Annotated in this window: 16 protein-coding genes and 1 tRNA gene; 7 read left to right on the top strand and 10 right to left on the bottom strand. The window is 69.5% G+C overall.

Translation table 11 applies throughout. From position 1 onward, the window contains the following. Positions 1-466 precede the first annotated feature (466 nt). The 3 genes from AC068A_RS22540 to AC068A_RS22530 all read left to right on the top strand — a co-directional run bounded on the left by AC068A_RS22540 (position 467) and on the right by AC068A_RS22530 (position 4,967). Complete coding sequence (locus tag AC068A_RS22540) at positions 467-787, top strand: chorismate mutase (RefSeq protein ID WP_478587492.1); 321 nt, start codon at positions 467-469, stop codon at positions 785-787. Positions 788-822: 35 nt separating this feature from the next. Then, positions 823-3,324 carry an aminopeptidase N gene (pepN, locus tag AC068A_RS22535; RefSeq protein WP_478587490.1) on the top strand — a complete coding sequence of 834 codons (2,502 nt, stop codon included), beginning with the start codon at positions 823-825 and terminating at the stop codon, positions 3,322-3,324. 233 nt (positions 3,325-3,557) lie between these two features. Then, the gene (locus AC068A_RS22530) at positions 3,558-4,967 is read left to right on the top strand and encodes a lysine N(6)-hydroxylase/L-ornithine N(5)-oxygenase family protein (RefSeq protein ID WP_478587488.1); all 1,410 of its coding nucleotides are present in this window, start codon (positions 3,558-3,560) and stop codon (positions 4,965-4,967) included. A gap of 181 nt (positions 4,968-5,148) precedes the next feature. Here the strand turns inward: AC068A_RS22530 and AC068A_RS22525 are convergent, their stop codons facing one another. Further along, positions 5,149-6,951, bottom strand: coding sequence for a bifunctional metallophosphatase/5'-nucleotidase (locus AC068A_RS22525; RefSeq protein ID WP_478587638.1), 1,803 nt, complete (start codon positions 6,949-6,951; stop codon positions 5,149-5,151). 141 nt (positions 6,952-7,092) lie between these two features. Between AC068A_RS22525 and AC068A_RS22520 the strand changes: the two genes are divergently transcribed. The 3 genes from AC068A_RS22520 (at position 7,093) to AC068A_RS22510 (ending at position 10,285) form a co-directional block, all read left to right on the top strand. Continuing rightward, positions 7,093-7,824 (top strand): SIMPL domain-containing protein, encoded by a 732-nt coding sequence (locus AC068A_RS22520; RefSeq protein WP_478587486.1) that lies wholly within the window; start codon positions 7,093-7,095, stop codon positions 7,822-7,824. Between the two features lie 170 nt (positions 7,825-7,994). After that, positions 7,995-9,422: a pyruvate kinase gene (pyk, locus tag AC068A_RS22515; RefSeq protein ID WP_478587484.1), complete on the top strand. Its 1,428-nt coding sequence runs from the start codon at positions 7,995-7,997 to the stop codon at positions 9,420-9,422. 185 nt (positions 9,423-9,607) lie between these two features. Continuing rightward, positions 9,608-10,285, top strand: a complete 678-nt coding sequence (locus AC068A_RS22510) for an LppU/SCO3897 family protein (RefSeq protein ID WP_478587482.1) — start codon at positions 9,608-9,610, stop codon at positions 10,283-10,285. A gap of 4 nt (positions 10,286-10,289) precedes the next feature. Here AC068A_RS22510 and AC068A_RS22505 read toward each other — a convergent pair whose 3' ends face one another. The 3 genes from AC068A_RS22505 to AC068A_RS22495 all read right to left on the bottom strand — a co-directional run bounded on the left by AC068A_RS22505 (position 10,290) and on the right by AC068A_RS22495 (position 12,090). Next, positions 10,290-11,057, bottom strand: a complete 768-nt coding sequence (locus tag AC068A_RS22505) for a transposase (protein ID WP_478587481.1) — start codon at positions 11,055-11,057, stop codon at positions 10,290-10,292. A gap of 113 nt (positions 11,058-11,170) precedes the next feature. Beyond that, on the bottom strand, positions 11,171-11,905 hold the full coding sequence (locus AC068A_RS22500) for a helix-turn-helix domain-containing protein (protein WP_478587479.1): 735 nt from the start codon (positions 11,903-11,905) through the stop codon (positions 11,171-11,173). Positions 11,906-12,015: 110 nt separating this feature from the next. Beyond that, positions 12,016-12,090: transfer RNA gene (locus AC068A_RS22495), tRNA-Leu, on the bottom strand. A 99-nt stretch (positions 12,091-12,189) separates the two neighbouring features. Here AC068A_RS22495 and AC068A_RS22490 point away from each other — a divergent pair. Next, the gene (locus AC068A_RS22490; RefSeq protein ID WP_478587477.1) at positions 12,190-12,843 is read left to right on the top strand and encodes an ANTAR domain-containing response regulator; all 654 of its coding nucleotides are present in this window, start codon (positions 12,190-12,192) and stop codon (positions 12,841-12,843) included. Between the two features lie 90 nt (positions 12,844-12,933). Here AC068A_RS22490 and AC068A_RS22485 read toward each other — a convergent pair whose 3' ends face one another. From AC068A_RS22485 to AC068A_RS22460, 6 genes are all read right to left on the bottom strand, one after another. Beyond that, positions 12,934-13,650, bottom strand: a complete 717-nt coding sequence (locus tag AC068A_RS22485) for an ABC transporter ATP-binding protein (protein WP_478587475.1) — start codon at positions 13,648-13,650, stop codon at positions 12,934-12,936. Further along, positions 13,647-14,792: an ABC transporter ATP-binding protein gene (locus AC068A_RS22480; RefSeq protein WP_478587636.1), complete on the bottom strand. Its 1,146-nt coding sequence runs from the start codon at positions 14,790-14,792 to the stop codon at positions 13,647-13,649. The genes AC068A_RS22485 and AC068A_RS22480 overlap by 4 nt, the downstream gene beginning before the upstream one ends. Positions 14,793-14,797: 5 nt before the next feature. Then, positions 14,798-16,525 (bottom strand): branched-chain amino acid ABC transporter permease, encoded by a 1,728-nt coding sequence (locus AC068A_RS22475; RefSeq protein ID WP_478587473.1) that lies wholly within the window; start codon positions 16,523-16,525, stop codon positions 14,798-14,800. Between the two features lie 5 nt (positions 16,526-16,530). Continuing rightward, positions 16,531-17,463, bottom strand: a complete 933-nt coding sequence (locus AC068A_RS22470; RefSeq protein WP_478587472.1) for a branched-chain amino acid ABC transporter permease — start codon at positions 17,461-17,463, stop codon at positions 16,531-16,533. A 114-nt stretch (positions 17,464-17,577) separates the two neighbouring features. After that, complete coding sequence (locus AC068A_RS22465) at positions 17,578-18,813, bottom strand: branched-chain amino acid ABC transporter substrate-binding protein (protein WP_478587470.1); 1,236 nt, start codon at positions 18,811-18,813, stop codon at positions 17,578-17,580. 541 nt (positions 18,814-19,354) lie between these two features. Beyond that, positions 19,355-19,765, bottom strand: a complete 411-nt coding sequence (locus AC068A_RS22460; RefSeq protein ID WP_478587468.1) for a hypothetical protein — start codon at positions 19,763-19,765, stop codon at positions 19,355-19,357. Positions 19,766-19,951: the final 186 nt, after the last annotated feature.

Raw genomic sequence — 19,951 nt, 5'->3', positions numbered from 1 at the left:
CCCCACACCCCCCCACCCCCCCCCCCCCCCCCCCCCCCCCCCCCCCCCCCCCCCCCCCCCCCCCCCCCCCCCCCCCCCCGGGCGGGCACTCCGCGTACCGCCGGGACAGCCCACGCATCCTGATCGCCACCACCCTCGACCTCGGCGAGTACGTCCGCGCGCAACACTCCACGGCAGAGCGTCCGCCTCCCGCAGGAAGGACGCCGGCCCCGCCGCCCCGGTTGAGAGGCTTCCCGCCGCACAGCTCACCGCAACGGCGCCGGGCCCCGGGCCCGCCGGACCCCGGGCCTGCCGAATCCCGGGCCTGCCGAATCCCGGGCCTGCCGAATCCCGGGCCTGCCGAATCCCGGGCCCGCCGGGCTCCAGGCCCGCCGGACCTCGGCCCGCCCCGCCACCTGCACCGCCACCGTCTCACCGATCGGCCGGCCGGCCCCCGCCCCCCGGCCGCCCCGTATTCTCGGTGACCATGAACAACAGCCGCCCCGACGCGCCCGACGCCGACGTCATCGCAGAGCTGGCCCGCCTGCGCGACAGCATCGACAACATCGACGCCGCCGTGGTCCACATGCTCGCCGAACGCTTCAAGTGCACCCAGCAGGTCGGCCACCTCAAGGCCCGCCACCACCTGCCCCCCGCCGACCCCCAGCGCGAGGCCAGCCAGATCGCCCGCCTCCGCCAGCTCGCCGAGAGCGCCAAACTCGACCCGGCCTTCGCCGAGAAGCTCCTGAACTTCATCATCGCCGAAGTGATCCGGCACCACGAGACGATCGCTGCGCGCGAAGACTAGACGGCCAGGGCCCACCCTTCGGGCAGCATGGGCCCATGTCCGCACTGACGCGCAACGAAGCGCAAGACCGAGCCCGGCTCCTCGACGTCCACCACTACGCCGTCACCCTCGACCTCACCGGCGGCGAGGACACCTTCGACTCCACCACCGCCATCCGCTTCACCGCCCGCACCGCCGGCGACACCTTCGTGGAGCTCAAGCCGGACCAGCTGCGCTCCGCCGAACTCGACGGCCACCCCCTCGACCCGGCCACCCTCAGCGGCAACCGCCTCCCCCTCACCGGCCTGGCCGAAGGCCCCCACGAGCTGCGCCTCGACACCCGCATGCGCTACTCCCGCACCGGCGAGGGCCTGCACCGCTTCACCGACCCCGCCGACGGCGAGACCTACGTCTACACCCAGCTGTTCCTGGACGACGTCCAGCGCGTCTTCCCGGCCTTCGACCAGCCCGACCTCAAGGCCGTCTTCGAGTTCACCGTCACCGCCCCCGCCCACTGGACCGTCCTCGCGAACGGCACGACCCGCCGCACCGGCGACCGCGACACCGACGGCGCCGGCATCTGGACCTCCGCCCCCACCCCCGTCATCTCCACCTACCTCGCCGCCGTCGCCGCAGGCCCCTGGCACAGCATCCGCACCGAACACGCCGGCCTGCCCTTCGGCATCCACTGCCGCCGCTCCCTCGCCCCCCACCTCGACGCCGACGCCGAGGAGATCCTCGCCGTCACCACCGCCTGCTACGACCGCTACCACGAGAAGTTCACCGAGCCCTACCCCTTCGACTCCTACGACCAGGCCTTCGTCCCCGAGTTCAACGCCGGCGCCATGGAGAACCCCGGCCTGGTCACCTTCCGCGACCAGTACGTCTTCCGCTCCGCCGTCACCGACTCCGAACGCCAGCGCCGCGCCATGGTCATCGCCCACGAAATGGCCCACATGTGGTTCGGCGACCTCGTCACCCTCCGCTGGTGGGACGACATCTGGCTCAACGAGTCCTTCGCCGAGTACATGGGCTACCACACCCTCACCGAAGCCACCCGCTTCACCGGCACCTGGACCGAGTTCGGCATGGAACGCAAGCCCTGGGGCTACGACGCCGACCAGCGGCCCTCCACCCACCCCGTCGCCCCCGACGCCGCAGCCGTCCCCGACACCGACTCCGCCCTCCTCAACTTCGACGGCATCTCCTACGCCAAGGGCGCCTCGGCCCTGCGCCAACTCGTCGCCTGGATCGGCGAAAACGACTTCCTCGCCGGCATCAACACCCACTTCGCCCGCCACAAGTTCGCCAACGCCTCACTCGCCGACTTCGTCGACTCCCTCGCCGCCCACAGCGACCGCGACGTCCACGCCTGGGCCGACACCTGGCTGCGCACCACCGGCATCGACACCCTCACCCCCCGCATCGAGGAGGGCCGCGGCGGCTGGACCCTCACCGTCGACCACCACGGCACCCGCCCCCACCACATCACCGTCGGCCTCTACGACCGCGAACCCGACAGCACCCTCGAGGCGCGGGAACCCCTGACCCTCGACGTCCCCTCCGACGAGGTCCTCTCCGCCGGCGGCCCCCGCCCCGCACTCCTCCTCCTCAACGACGGCGACCTCAGCTACACCAAGATCCGCCTCGACCAGGCCTCCCTCGACACCGCCCTGCGCAGCCTGTCCGCCCTCCCCGGCCCGCTCACCCGCGCCGTCGTCTGGAACTCCCTGCGCGACATGGTCCGCGACGGCGAACTCGACCCCGCCTCCTACCTCGCCACCGCCGAGGCGCACCTGCCCCACGAAGCCGACCTCGCCGTCGTCCAGGGCGTCCTCGCCTTCACCCGTGACAAGATCGCCGATCTCTACCTCGCCCCCGAGCACCGCCCCCAAGCCCTCGCCGCGATCACCTCCATCGCCCGCGCCCTGCTGCGCCGCACCGAGGACGGCACCGACCCCGGCATGCGCCTCGCCGCCGTACGCGCCCTCATCGACAGCGCCACCCAGCCCGACACCCTCACCGCCTGGCTGGACGACGACACCGTCCCCGGCGGCCCCGCCCTCGACCCCGAACTGCGCTGGCGCATCCTCGCCCGGCTCAGCGTCCTCGGCGCCGTCGACGAACGCGCCATCGACGCCGCCCTCGCCGCCGACCCCAGCGCCACCGGCGAGGAGGGCGCCGCCCGCTGCCGCGCCTCCCTGCCCACCGCCGAGGCCAAGGCCACCGCCTGGAACCGCCTCTTCCACGACGACAGCCTGTCCAACTACCTCTTCACCGCCACCGCCCGCGGCTTCTGGCAGCCCGAACAGGCCGACCTCGTCCACGCGTACGTGCCCCGCTACTACCCCGACGCCATCGCCCTGGCCACCCGCCGCGGCCCGGCCATCGCCGCGGCCGCCGCCCAGCACGCCTTCCCCGCCCACGCCGTCGACGCCGACAACCTCAAGGCCGGCCAGGCCGCCCTCACCGACCCCGACCTCGTCCCCCGCCTGCACCGCGGCCTCACCGACCAACTCGACGACCTGGCCCGCGCCCTCCGCATCCGCCACCCCTGACCCCACACCCCGACCCCACACCCCCCGACCCACACCCCCGGCACCACCACGCGGCCGCCGCCCGGCCCCATCCGGCGGCGGCCGCCCGCGTCCCCCGACGGTTACCCCATTCGGGTCTGGTCGTTATACCCGGCGGGTGACCGGGCCGCCACCGCGGCCGCACCTGCGCCAAGCGCCCCGTACCACAGGGCCGGCCCCCGCCCACCCGACCCGCTCCCCGAGGACACCCACCGATGACCGCACCCCTCGATGCACCCCTCGACCTCGTCGGAATCGGCATCGGCCCCAGCAACCTCTCCCTCGCCGCCCTCGCCCACGGCCTCCCCGCCCAAGGAGCCGGCGAACTCGCCACCGCCTTCTACGACGAACACCACGACTTCCGCTGGCACCCCGGGCTCCTCATCGACGGCACCACCCTCCAAGTCCCCTTCCTCGCCGACCTCGTCACCCTCGCCGACCCCACCAGCCCCTGGACCTTCCTCAACCACCTCAAGCACAAAGAGCGGCTCCACCCCTTCTACTCCGCCCAACAGCTCCACATTCCACGCGCCGCATACGACGCCTACTGCCGCTGGGTCGCCGGCCGCCTCCCCGGACTCCACTTCGGCCACCGCGTCGACGCCGTCCGCTGGAACGCCGAACGCGACCTCTTCGAAGTCGACCACACCCGCCTCGCCCCCGACGGCGAAGCCGAAACCCTCGGCCGCACCCACACCCGGCACCTCGCCCTCGGCATCGGCACCGCCCCCTACGTCCCCGACCCCCTGCGCCCCCTCGCCGACGCCCCCGCCGTCCCCGTCATCCACGCCGCCGACTACCTCGACCACCGCCCCCGCATCCTCGGCGCCGACCACGTCACCGTCATCGGATCAGGCCAAACCGGCGCCGAGGTCTTCCTCGACCTCCTGCGCGCCCGCCCCGCCGGCCGCGAACGCCTCACCTGGCTCGCCCGCACCCCCTCCTTCGCCCCCAGGGAGCACTCCAAGCTCGGCCTCGAACACTTCACCCCCGACTACACCCGCTACTTCCACGCCCTCCCCGAACCCGTCCGCGACCGGCTCCTCCCCACCCAGTGGCAGCTCCACAAGGGCATCGACCCCGCCACCATCGCCGCCATCCACCACGAGCTCCACACCCGCACCCTCCACGGAGACTGGCCCGACGCCGTCCTCACCCCCGGAGTCACCGTCCGCACCGCCGGCCGCGTCGCCACCACCAAGGTCGAACTCCACCTCGAACACACCCAGCAGGGCACCCGCTCCCGCCTCACCACCGATGCCGTCGTCCTCGCCACCGGCTACCGGGAGCGCCCCCTCTCCCGCCTCCTCGCCGGACTCGACCCCTACCTGCGCAAGGACTCCTCAGGCCGCCCCCGCATCGACGAACACCACCGCATGGTCCTCGCCCCCGACATCACCGGCAGCATCTTCGTCCAGAACGGCGAACGCCACACCCACGGCGTCGGAGCCCCCGACCTCGGCCTCGCCACCCGGCGCAGCGCCGCCATCCTCAACACCCTCACCGGCAAGAACCCCTACCCGGAGCCCACCCGCACCGCCTTCACCACCTTCGGCCTCGAACAGCGGGAGCAGCCCCGCCCCAAACCCACGATCGAACTCCTCCCCCTGGTCGAGCACCCGTAGACGTCACCCCCCGGCCGCCCGCCGGAGCACGGCCACCGGCCGGTCGACCCCCGCGCAGGCCAGGGGCCGGGTGACCCACCCCGCCCCACCGCCCCACCGAGTCCCGCCCCCGCCCCGCCCCCGAACGCACGCGGCCGGGACCCGCCACAGCAAGCCCCGGCCGCACCGCACCGCGAACGACCTAGAACACGGGCACCCCGGCCCGGGTCAGACGCCAGTCCACCGACCCGAACTGCGCCGGGTCGACCGTCCCCTTCGCCTTCACCCACGAAATGATCGTGTTACGGATCTCGTCGGAGTTCGCCCACACCTGCTTCGCCTGCGGCACGTGCGGGAACGCCCCGCCACCCGACGCCCGGTAGTTGTTCACCGCCAGCACGAACCGCGCCTGCGGATCCACCGGCTTGCCCTGGAACGACAGCCCCGTGATCCGCGACCCCTTCGGCTGCGCGATGTCGATGTCGTACGCCAGCCCGTACACCGCGTCGTAGTTGTAGTCCGGAATGCCCTCCGCGTTCGTCAGCTTCGCCGGATCCACCGCCGCATCCGGCGCCGTCTGCACGAAGTACCGCGCCGAGTACTCCAGATAGTCCTTCAGCTGCGCACCCGTCAGCACCCGTGCCTCGAGCGTGTTCTCGAACGGGTACAGCCCCGCCGCATCCCGCAGCGTCACCTTCCCCGCCGGGATCACCGCCGTCCGCGAGAAGCACGACGCCTGCGACAGCACCGGAAGCGACGCCCACTCCGTACCGGCCAGCGCCCCCTTCACCGTCTCCGCCTGCACGTGGTTGATCAGGTCGATGATCGGGACGTCCTTGACCGGGCCGTCCGCCGACGACATCGCCTGCGTCGACGTACCGATCACCTGGTTGACGTACTGCACCACCTTGCGGTGCTCGTCCGACAGCAGCCGGACGATCTCCGGGTCCTCCTCGACCGTGTTCGAGTTCAGCACCTGCGCCGACACCTTCGACACCGACCACGAGCCCTTCGCCCACGTCAGCTCGAAGTCGAACAGCGTCAGCCGCTGCCCCCACTTCAGCGGCTCCGACAGCACCACGTCCTTGCCGGTCGCCTTGTTCTTCACCCGGTACTCCGGGATCTCCGTGTGCGCGTGCCCCACCAGGACCGCGTCGATCCCCGGCACCTGCTCCGCCACCAGAGCCGCCGCATTCTCGATGTACGGCAACTGGTCACCGTACGAGGACGTACCGCTCGACCCCGAGTGCGCCGACACGATCACCACGTCCGCACCCATCGACCGCAGCTTCGGCACGTACTTCGCCGCCTGCTCCTCCAGCCCCGGGAACGTCATCTTCCCCTGCACATGGGCCTTGTCCCAGATCGCGATGCCCGGATTCGTCAGACCCAGCACCGCCACCGTCACGTCCCGCCCGTGCGGAGTCCGCAGCCGGTGCATGCTGTACGGCGGAAACGCCGGCCGCAGCGACTTCGCATCCAGCGCGTTCGCCCCCAACAGCGGGAAATCGCACTGCTCCTGGAACTTCCGCAACACCGGAATGCCGTAGTTGAACTCGTGGTTGCCCAGCGCCGCCGCGTCATAGCCGATCGCGTTCATCGCCTGCGCCATCGGGTGCACCGGACCACGGCGCGCCGTGATCGGGTCCACCTTCGCGTAGTAGTACGACAACTGCGTGCCCTGGATGGTGTCACCCGCATCGATGAGCAGCGTGTTGCACCGCCCCTTCTCCGCCCGCACCCGGTTCACCAGCGTCGAGATTTTCGCCAGACCCACATCGTTGTGCGCCTTGTCGTCGAACTCCTTGTCCGTGAAGTAGTCCCAGTTGAAGACGTTCCCGTGCAGATCGGTCGTCCCCATCACCGTGAACGCATACGTACGCGGCCGGGACCCCGGACCAGCCGTGGTGGCCGCGGCAGCCGGGCTGCCCGCAGCCCCTGCCAACGCGACAGCCGCACCCGTCGCGGCCGAGGTGCCCAAAAAGGTCCTGCGGTCGAACGCCATGCCCATCTCCCCCTGTTGAGGCTTGTATGTTGAATTGCAGACGACGCGCGTAGATTCTGACTGATCGGTAACAACCGAACCACCCCCCTCCACATCTCGATCCGATGACCACCGGCCGACAGCAGTGCCACAGTGGAACCCATGACCACGAAGGACACACCGCAGCCGGCCGCCCACCCCGTCCCCCACCCGCCCTACGGAACCCCCGACACCCCCCGCGTCGCCGTCCGCGGCGAAGCCCTCCTCGAAGTCGACCCCGAAATCGCCCGCATCGGCATCACCGTCAGCGCCCGCGGCACCGACCGACGCACCGCCCTCGAAGACCTCACCCGCCGCAACAACGCCGTCCTCGAACTCGTCAAGACCTACGGCGAAGCCGTCGAGAAAACCGAAACCGGCGCCTTCTCCATCACCCCCGAACTCACCCGCCACGGTCGCGGCGAACGCATCCGCGCCTACCACGGCCGCGTCCACATCACCGCAGAACTCAGCGACTTCACCGCCCTCGGTGAACTCACCACCCGCCTCGCCGACCTCGAACTCACCCACGTCGACGGCCCCTGGTGGTCCCTGCGCCCCACCTCACCCGCCCACGGCGAAGCCCGCCGCCAAGCCGTCCTCGAAGCCGTCCAACGCGCCCGCGAATACGCCGCGGCCCTCGGCGCCGACCTCACCGCCCTCGTCGAACTCGCCGACGAAGGCGCCGAAAACGCCGTGCCCTTCACCGCAGCCGCCCCCGCCGGCATGGTCCGCTCCATGGCCTTCGCCGGCACCGAAGAAGCCGCCGCCCCGCCCCTCGACCTCGAACCCCAGCGCCAGACCGTCCGCGCCCAGGTCAACGCCCGCTTCACCATGACCCCGCCCAGGCTCTGAAACCGAGCCTCGCGAAGGGCCTCTGAAAACACCCCCGACACACCCGTGGGGGTGCTCATCGGAGCACCCCCACGCACATTCAACAATTGTCAACAGCCCTTCAACCAAAGGTTGTTGAGCAGACACCCGCACCCCACTACCTACCCCCCGGTAGGGCATACGCTCCCCCCATGCGCCGAGCAAAAATCGTATGCACCCTGGGCCCCGCCACCGACTCCTACGACCGCATCAAAACCCTGGTCGAAGCCGGAATGGACATCGCCCGCCTCAACCTCAGCCACGGCACCTACGCCGAACACGAGGAGCGCTACCTCCGCGTACGCAAGGCCTCCGAAGAAACCGGGCGCAGCGTCGGCATCCTCGCCGACCTTCAAGGCCCGAAGATCCGACTCGGACGCTTCGCCGAAGGACCCGTACTCCTTGAACGCGGCGACACCTTCACCATCACCACCGAAAACACCCCGGGCGACCGCCACACCTGCAGCACCACCTACCAAGGACTCGCCACCGACGTCACCCCCGGCGAACGCATCCTCGTCGACGACGGCCGCGTCACCCTCGAAGTCACCACCATCGACGGCCCCCGCATCCACACCCACGTCATCGAAGGCGGCATGGTCTCCGACCACAAGGGACTCAACCTCCCCGGAGTCGCCGTCTCCGTCCCCACCCTCTCCGACAAGGACACCGAAGACCTCCGCTGGGCCCTGCGCACCGGCGCCGACGTCATCGCCCTCTCCTTCGTCCGCAGCGGCCGCGACATCGAAGACGTCCACCGCATCATGGACGACGAAGGCCGACGCCTCCCCGTCATCGCCAAAATCGAAAAACCCCAAGCCGTCGACCACATCGACGACATCGTCGCCGCCTTCGACGGCATCATGGTCGCCCGCGGCGACCTCGGCGTCGAAATGCCCCTCGAACACGTCCCCATCGTCCAAAAGCGCGCCATCAAACTCGCCAAGCGCAACGCCAAACCCGTCATCGTCGCCACCCAAATGCTCGACTCGATGATCGACAACTCCCGGCCCACCCGCGCCGAAGCCTCCGACGTCGCCAACGCCGTCATCGACGGCACCGACGCCGTCATGCTCTCCGGCGAAACCAGCGTCGGCAAATACCCCGTCGAAACCGTCACCACCATGTCCCGCATCGTCGAAGCCGCCGAACAGGACATCCTCGCCAAGGGCCTCCCCCCGCTCACCGAACGCAACAAACCCCGCACCCAAGCCGGAGCCGTCGCCCGCGCAGCCGCCGAAATCGGCGACTTCCTCGGCGCCAAATTCCTCGTCGCCTTCACCCAGAGCGGCGACACCGTCCGCCGCCTCTCCCGCTACCGCTCACCCATCCCCCTCCTCGCCTTCACCCCCGACCCCGCCACCCGCTCCCAACTCAACCTCACCTGGGGCACCGAAACCTTCCTCGGCCCCCACGTCGACTCCACCGACGCCATGGTCGCCCAAGTCGAAGAAGAACTCCTGCGCATCGGCCGCTGCGTACCCGGCGACACCGTCGTCATCACCGCCGGCTCACCCCCCGGCGTCAGCGGCTCCACCAACCTGGTCCGCGTCCACCACATCGGCGACGCCGTCCGCTGACCCACGCACCCCGCACGCCCCTGCCCCACCAAGGCGGGGGCGTACCCGTACCACCGGGCCCCGGAACGGGGCTACCGAACCGAACACACTCCACCGGAATGCCTGCGTCACCACCCCCGCAACCGGCACAATCCCCGGACATCACCACCCCCCAACACCCGCGTCCCCCACCCTAGGAGCAGCCGGTGTCGCAGCAGGAAATCCCCATCACCCTCACCCCCCAACAGGCCGCCGCCGGCGTCGTCATCACCCTCCCCCTGCAAAACGGCACCACCGCCGACCTCCGCGTCCCACCCGCCCGCGACGGCGAACTCGTCCGCGCCCAACTCGGCACCACCGAAGTCCTCCTCCGCGTCCGCATAACCGGCGCCCCCACCCCCCAGAAGACCAACCCCCTCGGCTGCCTGATCGGCCTCCTCGTCGCAGCAGGCCTGATCGCCGGCATCGTCGCCCTCACCAACGACGACGAGAAGGACACCACAGCGAACGGCCGCCCCACCCCCGCCTACTCGGCCTCCTCCTGGTCACCCGCCCCGCTCCCCACCCTCAACCTCCCGGGCGCCGGCGCCCCCACCAGCGCAGCCCCCGACCCCAGCCCCTACGACGAGGGCACCTGCCTCAACGGCACCCTCCCCGACTCCACCACCGCCACCCGCGTCAACAACATCGACGAAGTCCCCTGCTCCGCCTCCGACGCCCACTACCGCGTCATCCAGCGCTTCTCCTTCACCTCCGACATGAGCCGCTGCGACGCCAACCCCAAGACCCAGTACGCCTTCTCCCACCGCTACACCCGCAACGGCGTCCCCATCAACGAATACGTCTACTGCCTGGTCGGCATAGGCTCCTACGCCCGCCCCTGACCGCTCAGTACTTCGGCCCGACGTGGAGGTCCATCAACGCAACGGACTCCTTGCGGGCGATGGAGACGTTGAAGGGATTGCCGCGGCGCGCCAGGACGGTCCACCGCACGCCGAGCCGCGTGAGCGTGTCCGTGAGGAGCCCCCGAATATCGTCCGACTTGTTGCTGAAGAAGTAGCGGGGGTACTCGTACCGCTTGTCGTTGCGGACGGTCCAGTTGGTGGTCCGACACCCGTCTGAGTGGATCAGTCCTCGGACGAACTCCCACGGGTGGGCGTCCACAATGTCCTGCTGCCACTTTTCGAGAGTGATCCGGCGGTCGTGCTTCTTGCCCGGCCCGTGCTGCGGGAACAGGCACGTCCAGTGGTGTGTGTAGGACTTGACCTCCACGCAGCCCCTTTGCCGTCGCCGGCCCGTCTTCGGCTGGGGCATCACCCGGTGCATGGCGTCCTCGGCTGCGTCTATGAGCCCGGTTTGTGTCGCGTCGCAGAAGATCGACAAGTGGTGCTGCTTGTACTTGGAGACGATGTGGCCGTCTCCGAGGTACAGGCCCAAGAGATACGCGTATGCGCGGTGATCGAACGGACGGTCTGTGCACACCGGGCAGTCCGTCGGCCGTGTGTAGGGTTCGCCCCGGTGCTTGCGGTCCTCGTGGCGCCACCAGCCGATGGTTCCCGCCGGCACGTCGAGCCGGCGGGCGACCTCGGCGTTCGGCATTCCCCCGCGTAACAGTGTCACTGCTGTCTCTCGTACCGAGAGGTCGTGTGTACTCATGTTGTCACTCTGCGTCACGATGGCTGTCTTTAGGTAGCGGGAAAGCGAACATTCAGTCGAAGGAGGGCGTCCGCTTTTCGAGGCATGCCGGGTGTCGAACTTCCCGCCCGTGGCTAGTGCTTCGGTCCGACGTGGAGGTCCATGAGGGCGACGGACTCCCTGCGGGCGATGGAGATGTTCTGCCGGTTGGCGCGCGTCCAGCTCACACCGAGGCGGTCCAGGGTGGTCGTCAGCAGGTTGGTGATGTCCGCCGACTTGTTGGTGAAGAAATAGCGGGGGTACTCGTACCGCTTGCCGCTGCGGACGGTCCAGTTGGTGATCCGGCATCCGTCGGAGTGGATCAGGCCGCGGACGAGCGCCCAAGGATGTGCGTCGACCAACGCCTGCTGCCAGGGTTCCAGCCGGATGGTTCGTTCGTGCTTCTTGCCCGGCCCGTGCTGAGGGAACAAGCAGATCCAGTGGCGGCCGTAGCTCGTGACGGCGACGCAGCCCGATCGCTTGAGGACGTAGACCCTGCCCTCGGGGCGGACGGCCAGGACGGCCGCGCGGCAGGCCTCGACAAGGCCGGGCCAGGCGTCGGCGCATGCGATCCGGAGGTGATGGCCGCCGCGCGGGTGTGCACTGATGCAGCCGTCACCCAGATAGAGGCCGAGCAGATAGACGTAGGCCGCCTGGTCGGCGGGGCCGGAGCACTCGGCGCTCCGTGCGATGCGGGGGAGCGGCTCGATGCGGATCTTCCAGGCGCGCAGTGCGGAACGGGAAATGCCCGTCTCCGCGCTGACCGAGTTCAGGCTGCGGCCTTGCGCCGCCAGTGCGAGCGCCTGTTGGCGGGTCGCCATGTCGTACATGTAGGCGACAGTGGCTCAGAGGAGCGCTCCGGATGGCGTAAATATGGAGGCTTTCCCCGGAAAGAGTGATGGTCACGCGTTATCGCGTGACCATGGAAATTAAGGAAAAGTGCCCCGGGTCGGACTCGAACCGACACTGTATGGGTTTTGAATCCATCGCCTGCTGCCAATTGGGCTACCGGGGCCCGACGAATCGAAGGTTACCCGCGACCCGCTGCGTGTCCACCTTACCGCAGCTAGGTAGGCTCGGGGGAGCTTGTCTGCCCCGCATCGAGGAGCCCACCGTGACCGCCGAGCATGAGTCGACGCCCGCGCCCGACGCCGACCAGTCGCACGTTCCGCCGCTGACGACCCGCGTCGTCATCGCCGAGGACGAGGCGCTCATCCGTCTCGACCTCAAAGAGATGCTGGAGGAAGAGGGCTACTCGGTGGTCGGCGAGGCCGGCGACGGGCAGAGCGCCGTCGAGCTGGCCCGTGAGCACCGGCCCGACCTCGTCATCCTCGACGTGAAGATGCCCGTCCTGGACGGGATCTCCGCCGCGGAGAAGATCGCGGAGGAGTCCATCGCGCCGGTCCTGATGCTGACCGCGTTCTCGCAGCGCGACCTCGTCGAGCGGGCCCGGGACGCCGGGGCCATGGCGTACCTGGTGAAGCCGTTCAGCAAGAGCGACGTGGTGCCGGCGATCGAGATGGCGGTCTCCCGTTTCGCGGAGCTGCGTGCGCTGGAGAAGGAGGTCGCGGACCTCTCGCAGCGGCTGGAGACGCGGAAGCTGGTGGACCGGGCGAAGAGCATCCTGCAGACGCAGTACGGGCTGACCGAGCCGGCGGCGTTCCGGTGGATCCAGAAGACGTCCATGGACCGGCGCATGTCGATGCAGCAGGTCGCGGAGGCGGTCATCGAGGACGCCGAGGAGAAGAAGAACGCCGCCAAGGGGTAGTTCCCGCAGCCGCGTTCGCGTGGCAACGCGTGAGGCCCGCCACCGGGTTCCGGTGGCGGGCCTCACGCGTTGCGCGGTGCGCGGCGGGGGTCAGTCCTCGCCGAGGTACGCCTTGCGGACGTCCTCGTTGTGGAGCAGCTCCTGGCCGGTGCCCGAGAGCACGATCTTGCCGATCTCCATCACGTGGGCCTGGTCGGCCAGGGAGAGGGCGGCCTGGGCGTTCTGCTCGACGAGCAGGATGGTGGTGCCCGTGGCCTTGAGCTCGGCGATGGTGGCCATGATCTTGTGCATCATCAGCGGGGAGAGGCCCATGGAGGGCTCGTCCAGCATGAGCAGCTTGGGCCGGGACATGAGGGCCCGTCCCATGGCGAGCATCTGCTGTTCGCCGCCCGAGAGGGTGCCGGCGGCCTGCTTGCGGCGTTCGCCCAGGATGGGGAACATCTCGTAGGCGCGCTGGATGTCCTTCTCGATGCCGTCCTTGTCGCTGCGGAGGAAGGCTCCGAGCTGGAGGTTTTCGGCGATCGTCAGCCGGGGGAAGATGTGGCGTCCCTCGGGGGAGTGGGCGAGGCCCAGGGAGACGATCTTGTGGGCGGGAACGGAGCCGAGGGGCTGGCCGTCGAAGGTGATGCTGCCGGATCGGGGCTTGATGAGTCCGGACAGGGTGCGCAGGGTGGTCGTCTTGCCGGCGCCGTTGGTGCCGACGAGGCAGACGATCTGGCCTTCTTCGACGGTGAAGGAGATGCCCTTGACGGCTTCGATCTTGCCGTAGGCCACCTTGAGGTCGTTGACCTCGAGGAGTGCGGTCACTTGGCTTCTCCGTCCTTGCTGGTGGTGCTGTCCGCGGCTGCCGCCTCGGTGGCGGGGGCGGGGGCGTCCGTGGTGTCGGCCTCCGTCTCCGTCGCCTCGTCCGTGTCGGCGTCCGTGGTGTCGGCGGCTTCGGCGGCTTCGGCCGCTTCGGCTGCTTCGGCTGCCGGTTCGTCGGCGTCCGCGGCGTCCGCCGTGTCGGCGGCCGGCTCGGCGTCGGCGGCCTCCTCGGCTTCGGCGGCCTCTTCCGCGTCGGCCTCGGCCGCGGGGGTTTCGGCCGCGGCTTCGGCGGCCTCGACCTCGGCGGCTTCGGCCTCGGCTTCGGCGGCCGGGGGCTCGAAGGGCTCGCCGAGGTAGGCGGCGATGACGCGCTCGTCGCCCTGGACCTCGGCGGCGGTGCCCTCGATGAGCTTCTCGCCCTGGACGAGGCAGGCGACGCGGTCGCAGAGGTTGAAGATGAACCGCATGTCGTGCTCGATGACGAGGACGGCGATGCCCTTGTCGCGGATGGCGAAGATGAGTTCTTCCGCGGCGCGGGTTTCCTGCGGGTTCATGCCGGCGGTGGGCTCGTCGAGGAGCAGGAGGCCGGGGTCGCTGGCGAGGGCGCGGGCGATTTCGAGCTTGCGCTGCTCGCCGTAGGGGAGGTTCTTCGCCAGGTGCTGGGCCTTGTGCTCCAGGCCGATGAACTCGAGGAGTTCCATGGCGCGGGCCTCGGAGGCGGCTTCGGCCTTCTTGAAGCCGGGGCCGCGCAGGAGGGCGGACCAGAGGCCTTCCTTGGTCCGGGTGTGGCGTCCGACGAGGACGTTCTCCAGGACGGTCATGTTGGCGAAGAGCCGGATGTTCTGGAAGGTGCGGGCGATGCCTGCCTTGGTGACCATGTGCGGCTTGGGCGGCAGGACGGTGCCCTTGTAGCTGACCTTGCCCTCGGTGGGGACGTACAGGCCGGTGAGGCAGTTGAAGAAGGTGGTCTTGCCGGCGCCGTTGGGGCCGATGAGGCCGACGATCTCGCCGGAGTTGACCTGGAGGTCGACGCCCTTGACGGCGGTGAGGCCGCCGAAGCGCATGGTGACGCCGCTGGCTTGGAGGACCGTCTCGCCGGCCGGGGTGGCGGCGGGCTTGGTGGTGGTGTCGGTGGTGGTCGTCATGGTGTTCACGCACCCGCCTTGGCCGTGGCCAGGTCGGTGGGAGCCTGGTCGGCGGTGTCGTCGTGGAACTCGAGCTGTGCGCGCTTGTCGGCGATGAGGCCTTCGGGGCGCAGGCGCATGAGCAGGATGAGGGCGATGCCGAATCCGAGGAGCTGGTAGTCCTGGAGGAACTGGAGCTTCGCGGGGATCAGGAAGAGGAGTGCGGAGCCGAGGATGGGTCCGCGGATGGTTCCCATGCCGCCGAGGATGACGGCGGCGAGGAGGAACGCGGAGTTGGGGGGCACGGGCCCGGCGAAGACGTAGTTTTCGGGGACGACCGTGGTGTTGACGTGGGCCTGGACGGTGCCGGCGAGGCCGGCGAGGGTGGCGCCGAGGGCGAAGGCGATGAGCTTGACGCGGAAGCCGTTGATGCCCATGGCTTCGGCGGCGGTCTCGTCTTCGCGGATGGCGACCCAGGCGCGTCCGATGCGGCTGTTGCCGGCGCGGGCGAAGACCAGGATGACCAGGGCCATGACCAGCAGCATCAGGAGGTAGTAGTTGGCGTAGGCGCCGAGGGTGATGCCGAGGACGTTGTGGGCTTCCCCGAAGTTCCACCCGAAGAGTTCGAGGTGGGGGATGTTGGGGATGCCGTTGGGGCCGTTGGTGACCTGGGGGCCGGAGGTGCCGTCGAGGTTGCCCATGGCGATGCGGAAGATTTCTCCGAAGCCGAGGGTGACGATGGCGAGGTAGTCGCCGCGCAGGCGGAGGGTCGGGGCGCCGATGACGACGCCGAAGACCAGGGAGGCGATGGCGCCGACGATGACGGCGGCCCAGAAGGGCAGGTGGAGGCCGAAGGCGGAGGCGGTGCTTCCGGAGACCAGGGCGGCGGTGTAGGCGCCGACGCCGAGGAAGGCGACGTAGCCGAGGTCGAGGAGGCCGGCGAGGCCGACGACGACGTTGAGGCCGAGGGCGACGGTCGCGAAGATCAGGATGTTGACCGCGATGAGGGTGTAGGTGTCGCCGCTCTGCTGGATGAAGGGGAAGGCGATGAAGGCGGCCATGGTCGCGATGACGGCGACCTGGCGGTGGTTCGCGGTGATCTCGGCGAAGCGGTCGGTGACGCCGGACTTGATGAGGCCGGTGGCAGCGAGGCTGACCGTGATCAGGTACGCGATGAAGAGCTGCGGTTCCTTGTCGTCGGTGTCGATGCCGAAGGTGATCACGTAGAGGGCGAGGGCGTAGACGCCGACGATGATCAGGATTTCGGCCCAGGAGGGCAGCTTGGCGGTGGTGGCGGTGGCCTTGCGGGTGTCGTCGGTGAGCTTGAACGCGGCGAGGGCCGGGATCAGGGAGCCGACGAGGGCGAGGTAGGCGCCGGGTTCGAGGTGGACGATGCCGCCGAGTTCCACGGAGATGGCGGCGGCGGTGAACCAGGTGGTGGCCGCGTTGCCGAGGGCGAGGAACCGCAGGGCCTTGGAGGTGCCCTTGGGGGCGAGCCAGCCGAGGCCGTTGGTGCCGAGGGCGGAGAGGGCGTAGAGGGCGGTGAGGAGGGCGCCGACGAGGCTGAGCATCTGGAGCGGCGCCGGGTACCCGTAGAGGGTGAGGTTGCCGGGGAAGGCGTCGGTCCACGTCCAGGCCAGGAAGGCGCTGATGATGGTGAGGAGGGAGCCGCCGGTGATGGCGTACAGCAGGGTGGTGCTGTTGTCGGTCTCCTCGGCCACGACGGGGCTGAGGGTGGCTTCGTTGGTGGTCATGGTTCTCACGCCCGATCCGCGACGCGCTCGCCGAGCAGGCCTTGGGGCCGCACGAGGAGGACGACGATGAGGAGTACGAAGGCCCAGACGTTGGACCAGGCGCCACCGCCGAGCTGCTGCATGCCGGGGATCTCTTCGATGTAGGCGATCGAGAGGGATTCGGCGAGTCCGAGGACGACGCCGCCGACCATGGCTCCGTAGATGTTTCCGATGCCGCCGAGGACGGCGGCGGTGAAGGCCTTGAGTCCGAGGATGAAGCCCATCTCGAAGTTGATCTGGCCCTTGTCGACGCCGTAGGCGACGGCGGCGACGGCGGCGAACGCGGCACCGATGGCGAAGGCCATGACGATGATGCGGTCGGTGTTGATGCCCATGAGCTTGGCGGTGTCGGGGTCCTGGGCGGTGGCCTGCATGGCGCGGCCGCTGCGGCTCTTGGAGACGAAGACGCCGAGGGCGAGCATGCAGAGCGGGGCGAGGGCCAGGACGAAGGCGTCCGCGCGCTGGATGGCGAGGTTGTCGGTGATCTGGAACGCCTTGCCGGTGAACTCGGGGAAGCTCACTGCCTTCTTGGCGTCCGGGTAGAACTGCCAGACGAGCTGCTGGAGCGCGATCGAGAGGCCGATGGCGGTGATGAGGGGTGCCAGGCGGGGGGCGCTGCGCAGTGGCCGGTAGGCGAAGCGTTCCGCCGCGGTCGCCACGGCGACGGAGGCGAGGGCGCCTCCGAGGATCATGAGGGGTATCGCCACCAGGAGCGAGGTTCCGCTCGGCAGTGCGGTGTAGGTGGTGAGGGCGCCGAAGCCCCCGATCATGAAGATCTCGCCGTGGGCGAAGTTGATGAGCTGGACGATGCCGTAGACCATGGTGTACCCGATGGCGATGAGGCCATAAAGGGCACCGAGGGCAAGGCCGTTGGCCAGCTGTTGCGGCAGTTCGTGCACCGCAGGGCCTCCGATGTGCGTGTCGGATAAGAGTCCGCGCGAGGGCGCTGTTTGCGCCCTCGCGCGGCTTGTTCCTTTGGGTGGGTCAGGTGGTTGCGCCGTCAGGCGTGGCGACTACTGGTTGAAGGTGTCGCTCTTGACGTCGATCCACTTGCCGCCCTCGACCTTGTAGACCGTGAGCTGCTTGTTGGTGGTGTCGCCGTACTCGTCGAAGGAGACCTTGCCGGTCACGCCGTCGAAGGAGACCTTGCCGAGGGCCTCGACGACCTTGGCGCGGGCGTCGGTCGGGACCTTGCCGCCGTTGGCGGCGACGACGGCCTTGACGGCCTGGATGACGGCCCAGCCGGCGTCGTAGGAGTAGCCGCCGTAGGCCGCGTACGGGTCCTTGTAGCCGCCCGCCTTGTAGTCCTCGATGAACTTCTTGGCGGTGTCGAGCTTCTCGACGGGGGCGCCGATGGAGGTGGCGAGGTCGCCGTCGTTGGCCTCGGCGGAGGCGGAGATGAAGGCGGGGTCGTAGATGCCGTCGCCGCCGAAGAGCGGGATGGTGGCGCCGGTCTTCTTGATCTGGTCGGAGAGCAGGCCGCCCTCGGGGTACTGGCCGCCGAAGTAGACGGAGTCGGCGCCGGAGGACTTGACCTTGTCGGCGGTGGAGGAGAAGTCGGTCTCCTTCACGGTGACGTGGTCGGTGCCGACGACCTCGCCGCCGAGCTTCTTGAACTCCTCGGCGAAGATGCCGGCGAGGCCGGCGCCGTAGGTCTGCTTGTCGTCGACGACGAAGACCTTCTTCTTGCCGGCGTCCTTGAAGAGGTACTGGGCGGCGAACTTGCCCTGGACGACGTCGGTGGCGGCGGTGCGGAAGTAGGTCTTGAAGGGGCGCTTGAACTCGCCCTTGCCCCAGTTGTCGCCCTGGCTGAGGGCCGGGTTGGTGTTGGCCGGGGAGACCTGGGCGAGGTTGGCGGAGGCGAAGACGCCCTGCATCTGCTGGGCGACGCCGGAGTTCAGCGGGCCGACGACGCCGAGAACGTCCTTGTTGCCTACGAGCTTGGTGGCGTTTGCCTGGCCAGAGGCAGGAACTGCCTGGTCATCAAGGGCTTCGACCTTGAATTCAACGCCGGGGACCTCGTTGTTCTTGTTTGCGGTCTTGGCCGCGAGGTCCACGGAGTTCTTGATGCCCTGGCCGAGAGCGGAAAGGGAGCCGGTGAGGGGGGCGTCAACGCCGATGACGACGACGGTCTTGGAGCCGTCGGCCTTGTCCCCGGTCTTCGCCGCATCGCGGGAGCCGCAGGCGGTAAGAGTGAGGGCTCCCGTGGTGATCACGGTGGTGAGGACAAGCAGAGAACGGTGTCGCACGATTCTTCCTTTCCCTGGCGCGGCCGCCCTCGAAGTCGAGGGTGCCGAACGGGAGCCGGGCCGCACTGGGAGTTCCACGGCCGTGCTGGGTTTGCGCTCTGTGGCGCGGTGACTGGCCGTGACTCTAGGCCGAGGTGGCGAGTGCGGGGGAGCGGGGAAAGGAGGATGTGACTGTCTTGTTATGCCAAGGCCAAGAATGTGAGGGGGGAGTTCGGACAGATCGGACGTTTGGCGACGCTGTCGGGCGTCCGCATCGTGAGAATTCCCCGGTTCTTTAAGGGGCTTGAGGGCCTCATGGTCCTGTCATAGATCAAATCGGGCCGAATGTCGCAGCCCGTGTCCGAAAGAATCTCCGGGGCGGCATTCCGTGCGGGAAAAAGGGGGATTCTGTCGGGCGTGGGCATTACTGATGGTAATGACGGTCCTTGATCCACTTCGTACGGTTGGATCGTGGTCGGAATCGGGCGGAACGCCCCCGACCTGCGGCTCGGCCGCGCCGCGCCGGGTGCCCGGAAGCCGGACAGCGGGCTCGGGAATCCGGTCACCGCACCGGGCTCGGCAGCCGCCAGTTCTCCGAGCTCCAGGTGGCCCCGTCCTGCTCCGCGCAGCGCTGCGCGACGAGCCGGTCGACAAGCTCAAGTGCCTTGTCCAGTCCGGCAGTTCGCTCCTCCGCCCGGCCTGCGGCCATGGCCTCCTCGTGGATCGCGTACTGCGCGTTGGACATGCCCTTCTGCTCCCAGTCCAGCCCGGCCCAGTAGCTGCCCTTGAGGGCCTCTTCCGCCCAGTAGGACACCAGAGTTGTGCAGATTTGGGCAGGTGAGGAGGGGCTCGGGGCGGCCCCCCGGGGGGACTTCGGGCCGCCGGGGGCGCAGGCGGAGCCCGTCCCGAGGGCGAGGGCCGCGAGGAGTGCGGCGGCGCCGTACCGGGCCGCGCGGGGTGGCTGGGTGCCCATGGGGGGACGGTAGGCCGTCACCTTCGGTGACACAACCGCCGTGCACGGGGCAGGTACGGACTGGCCGATTCCGGGCGGTGGGAGACGGTACAGGGCCGGGGGGGGGGGGGGGGGGGGGGGGGGGGGGGGGAGGGGGGGGGGAGGGGGGGGGGGGGGGGGGGGGGGGGGGGGGGGGGGGGGGGGGGG

The sequence above is a fragment of the Streptomyces sp. NPDC043854 genome, from assembly GCF_056436005.1.
Note: the sequence above shows the minus strand (reverse complement) of the source record. Positions and strands in the feature narration are given on the sequence as shown.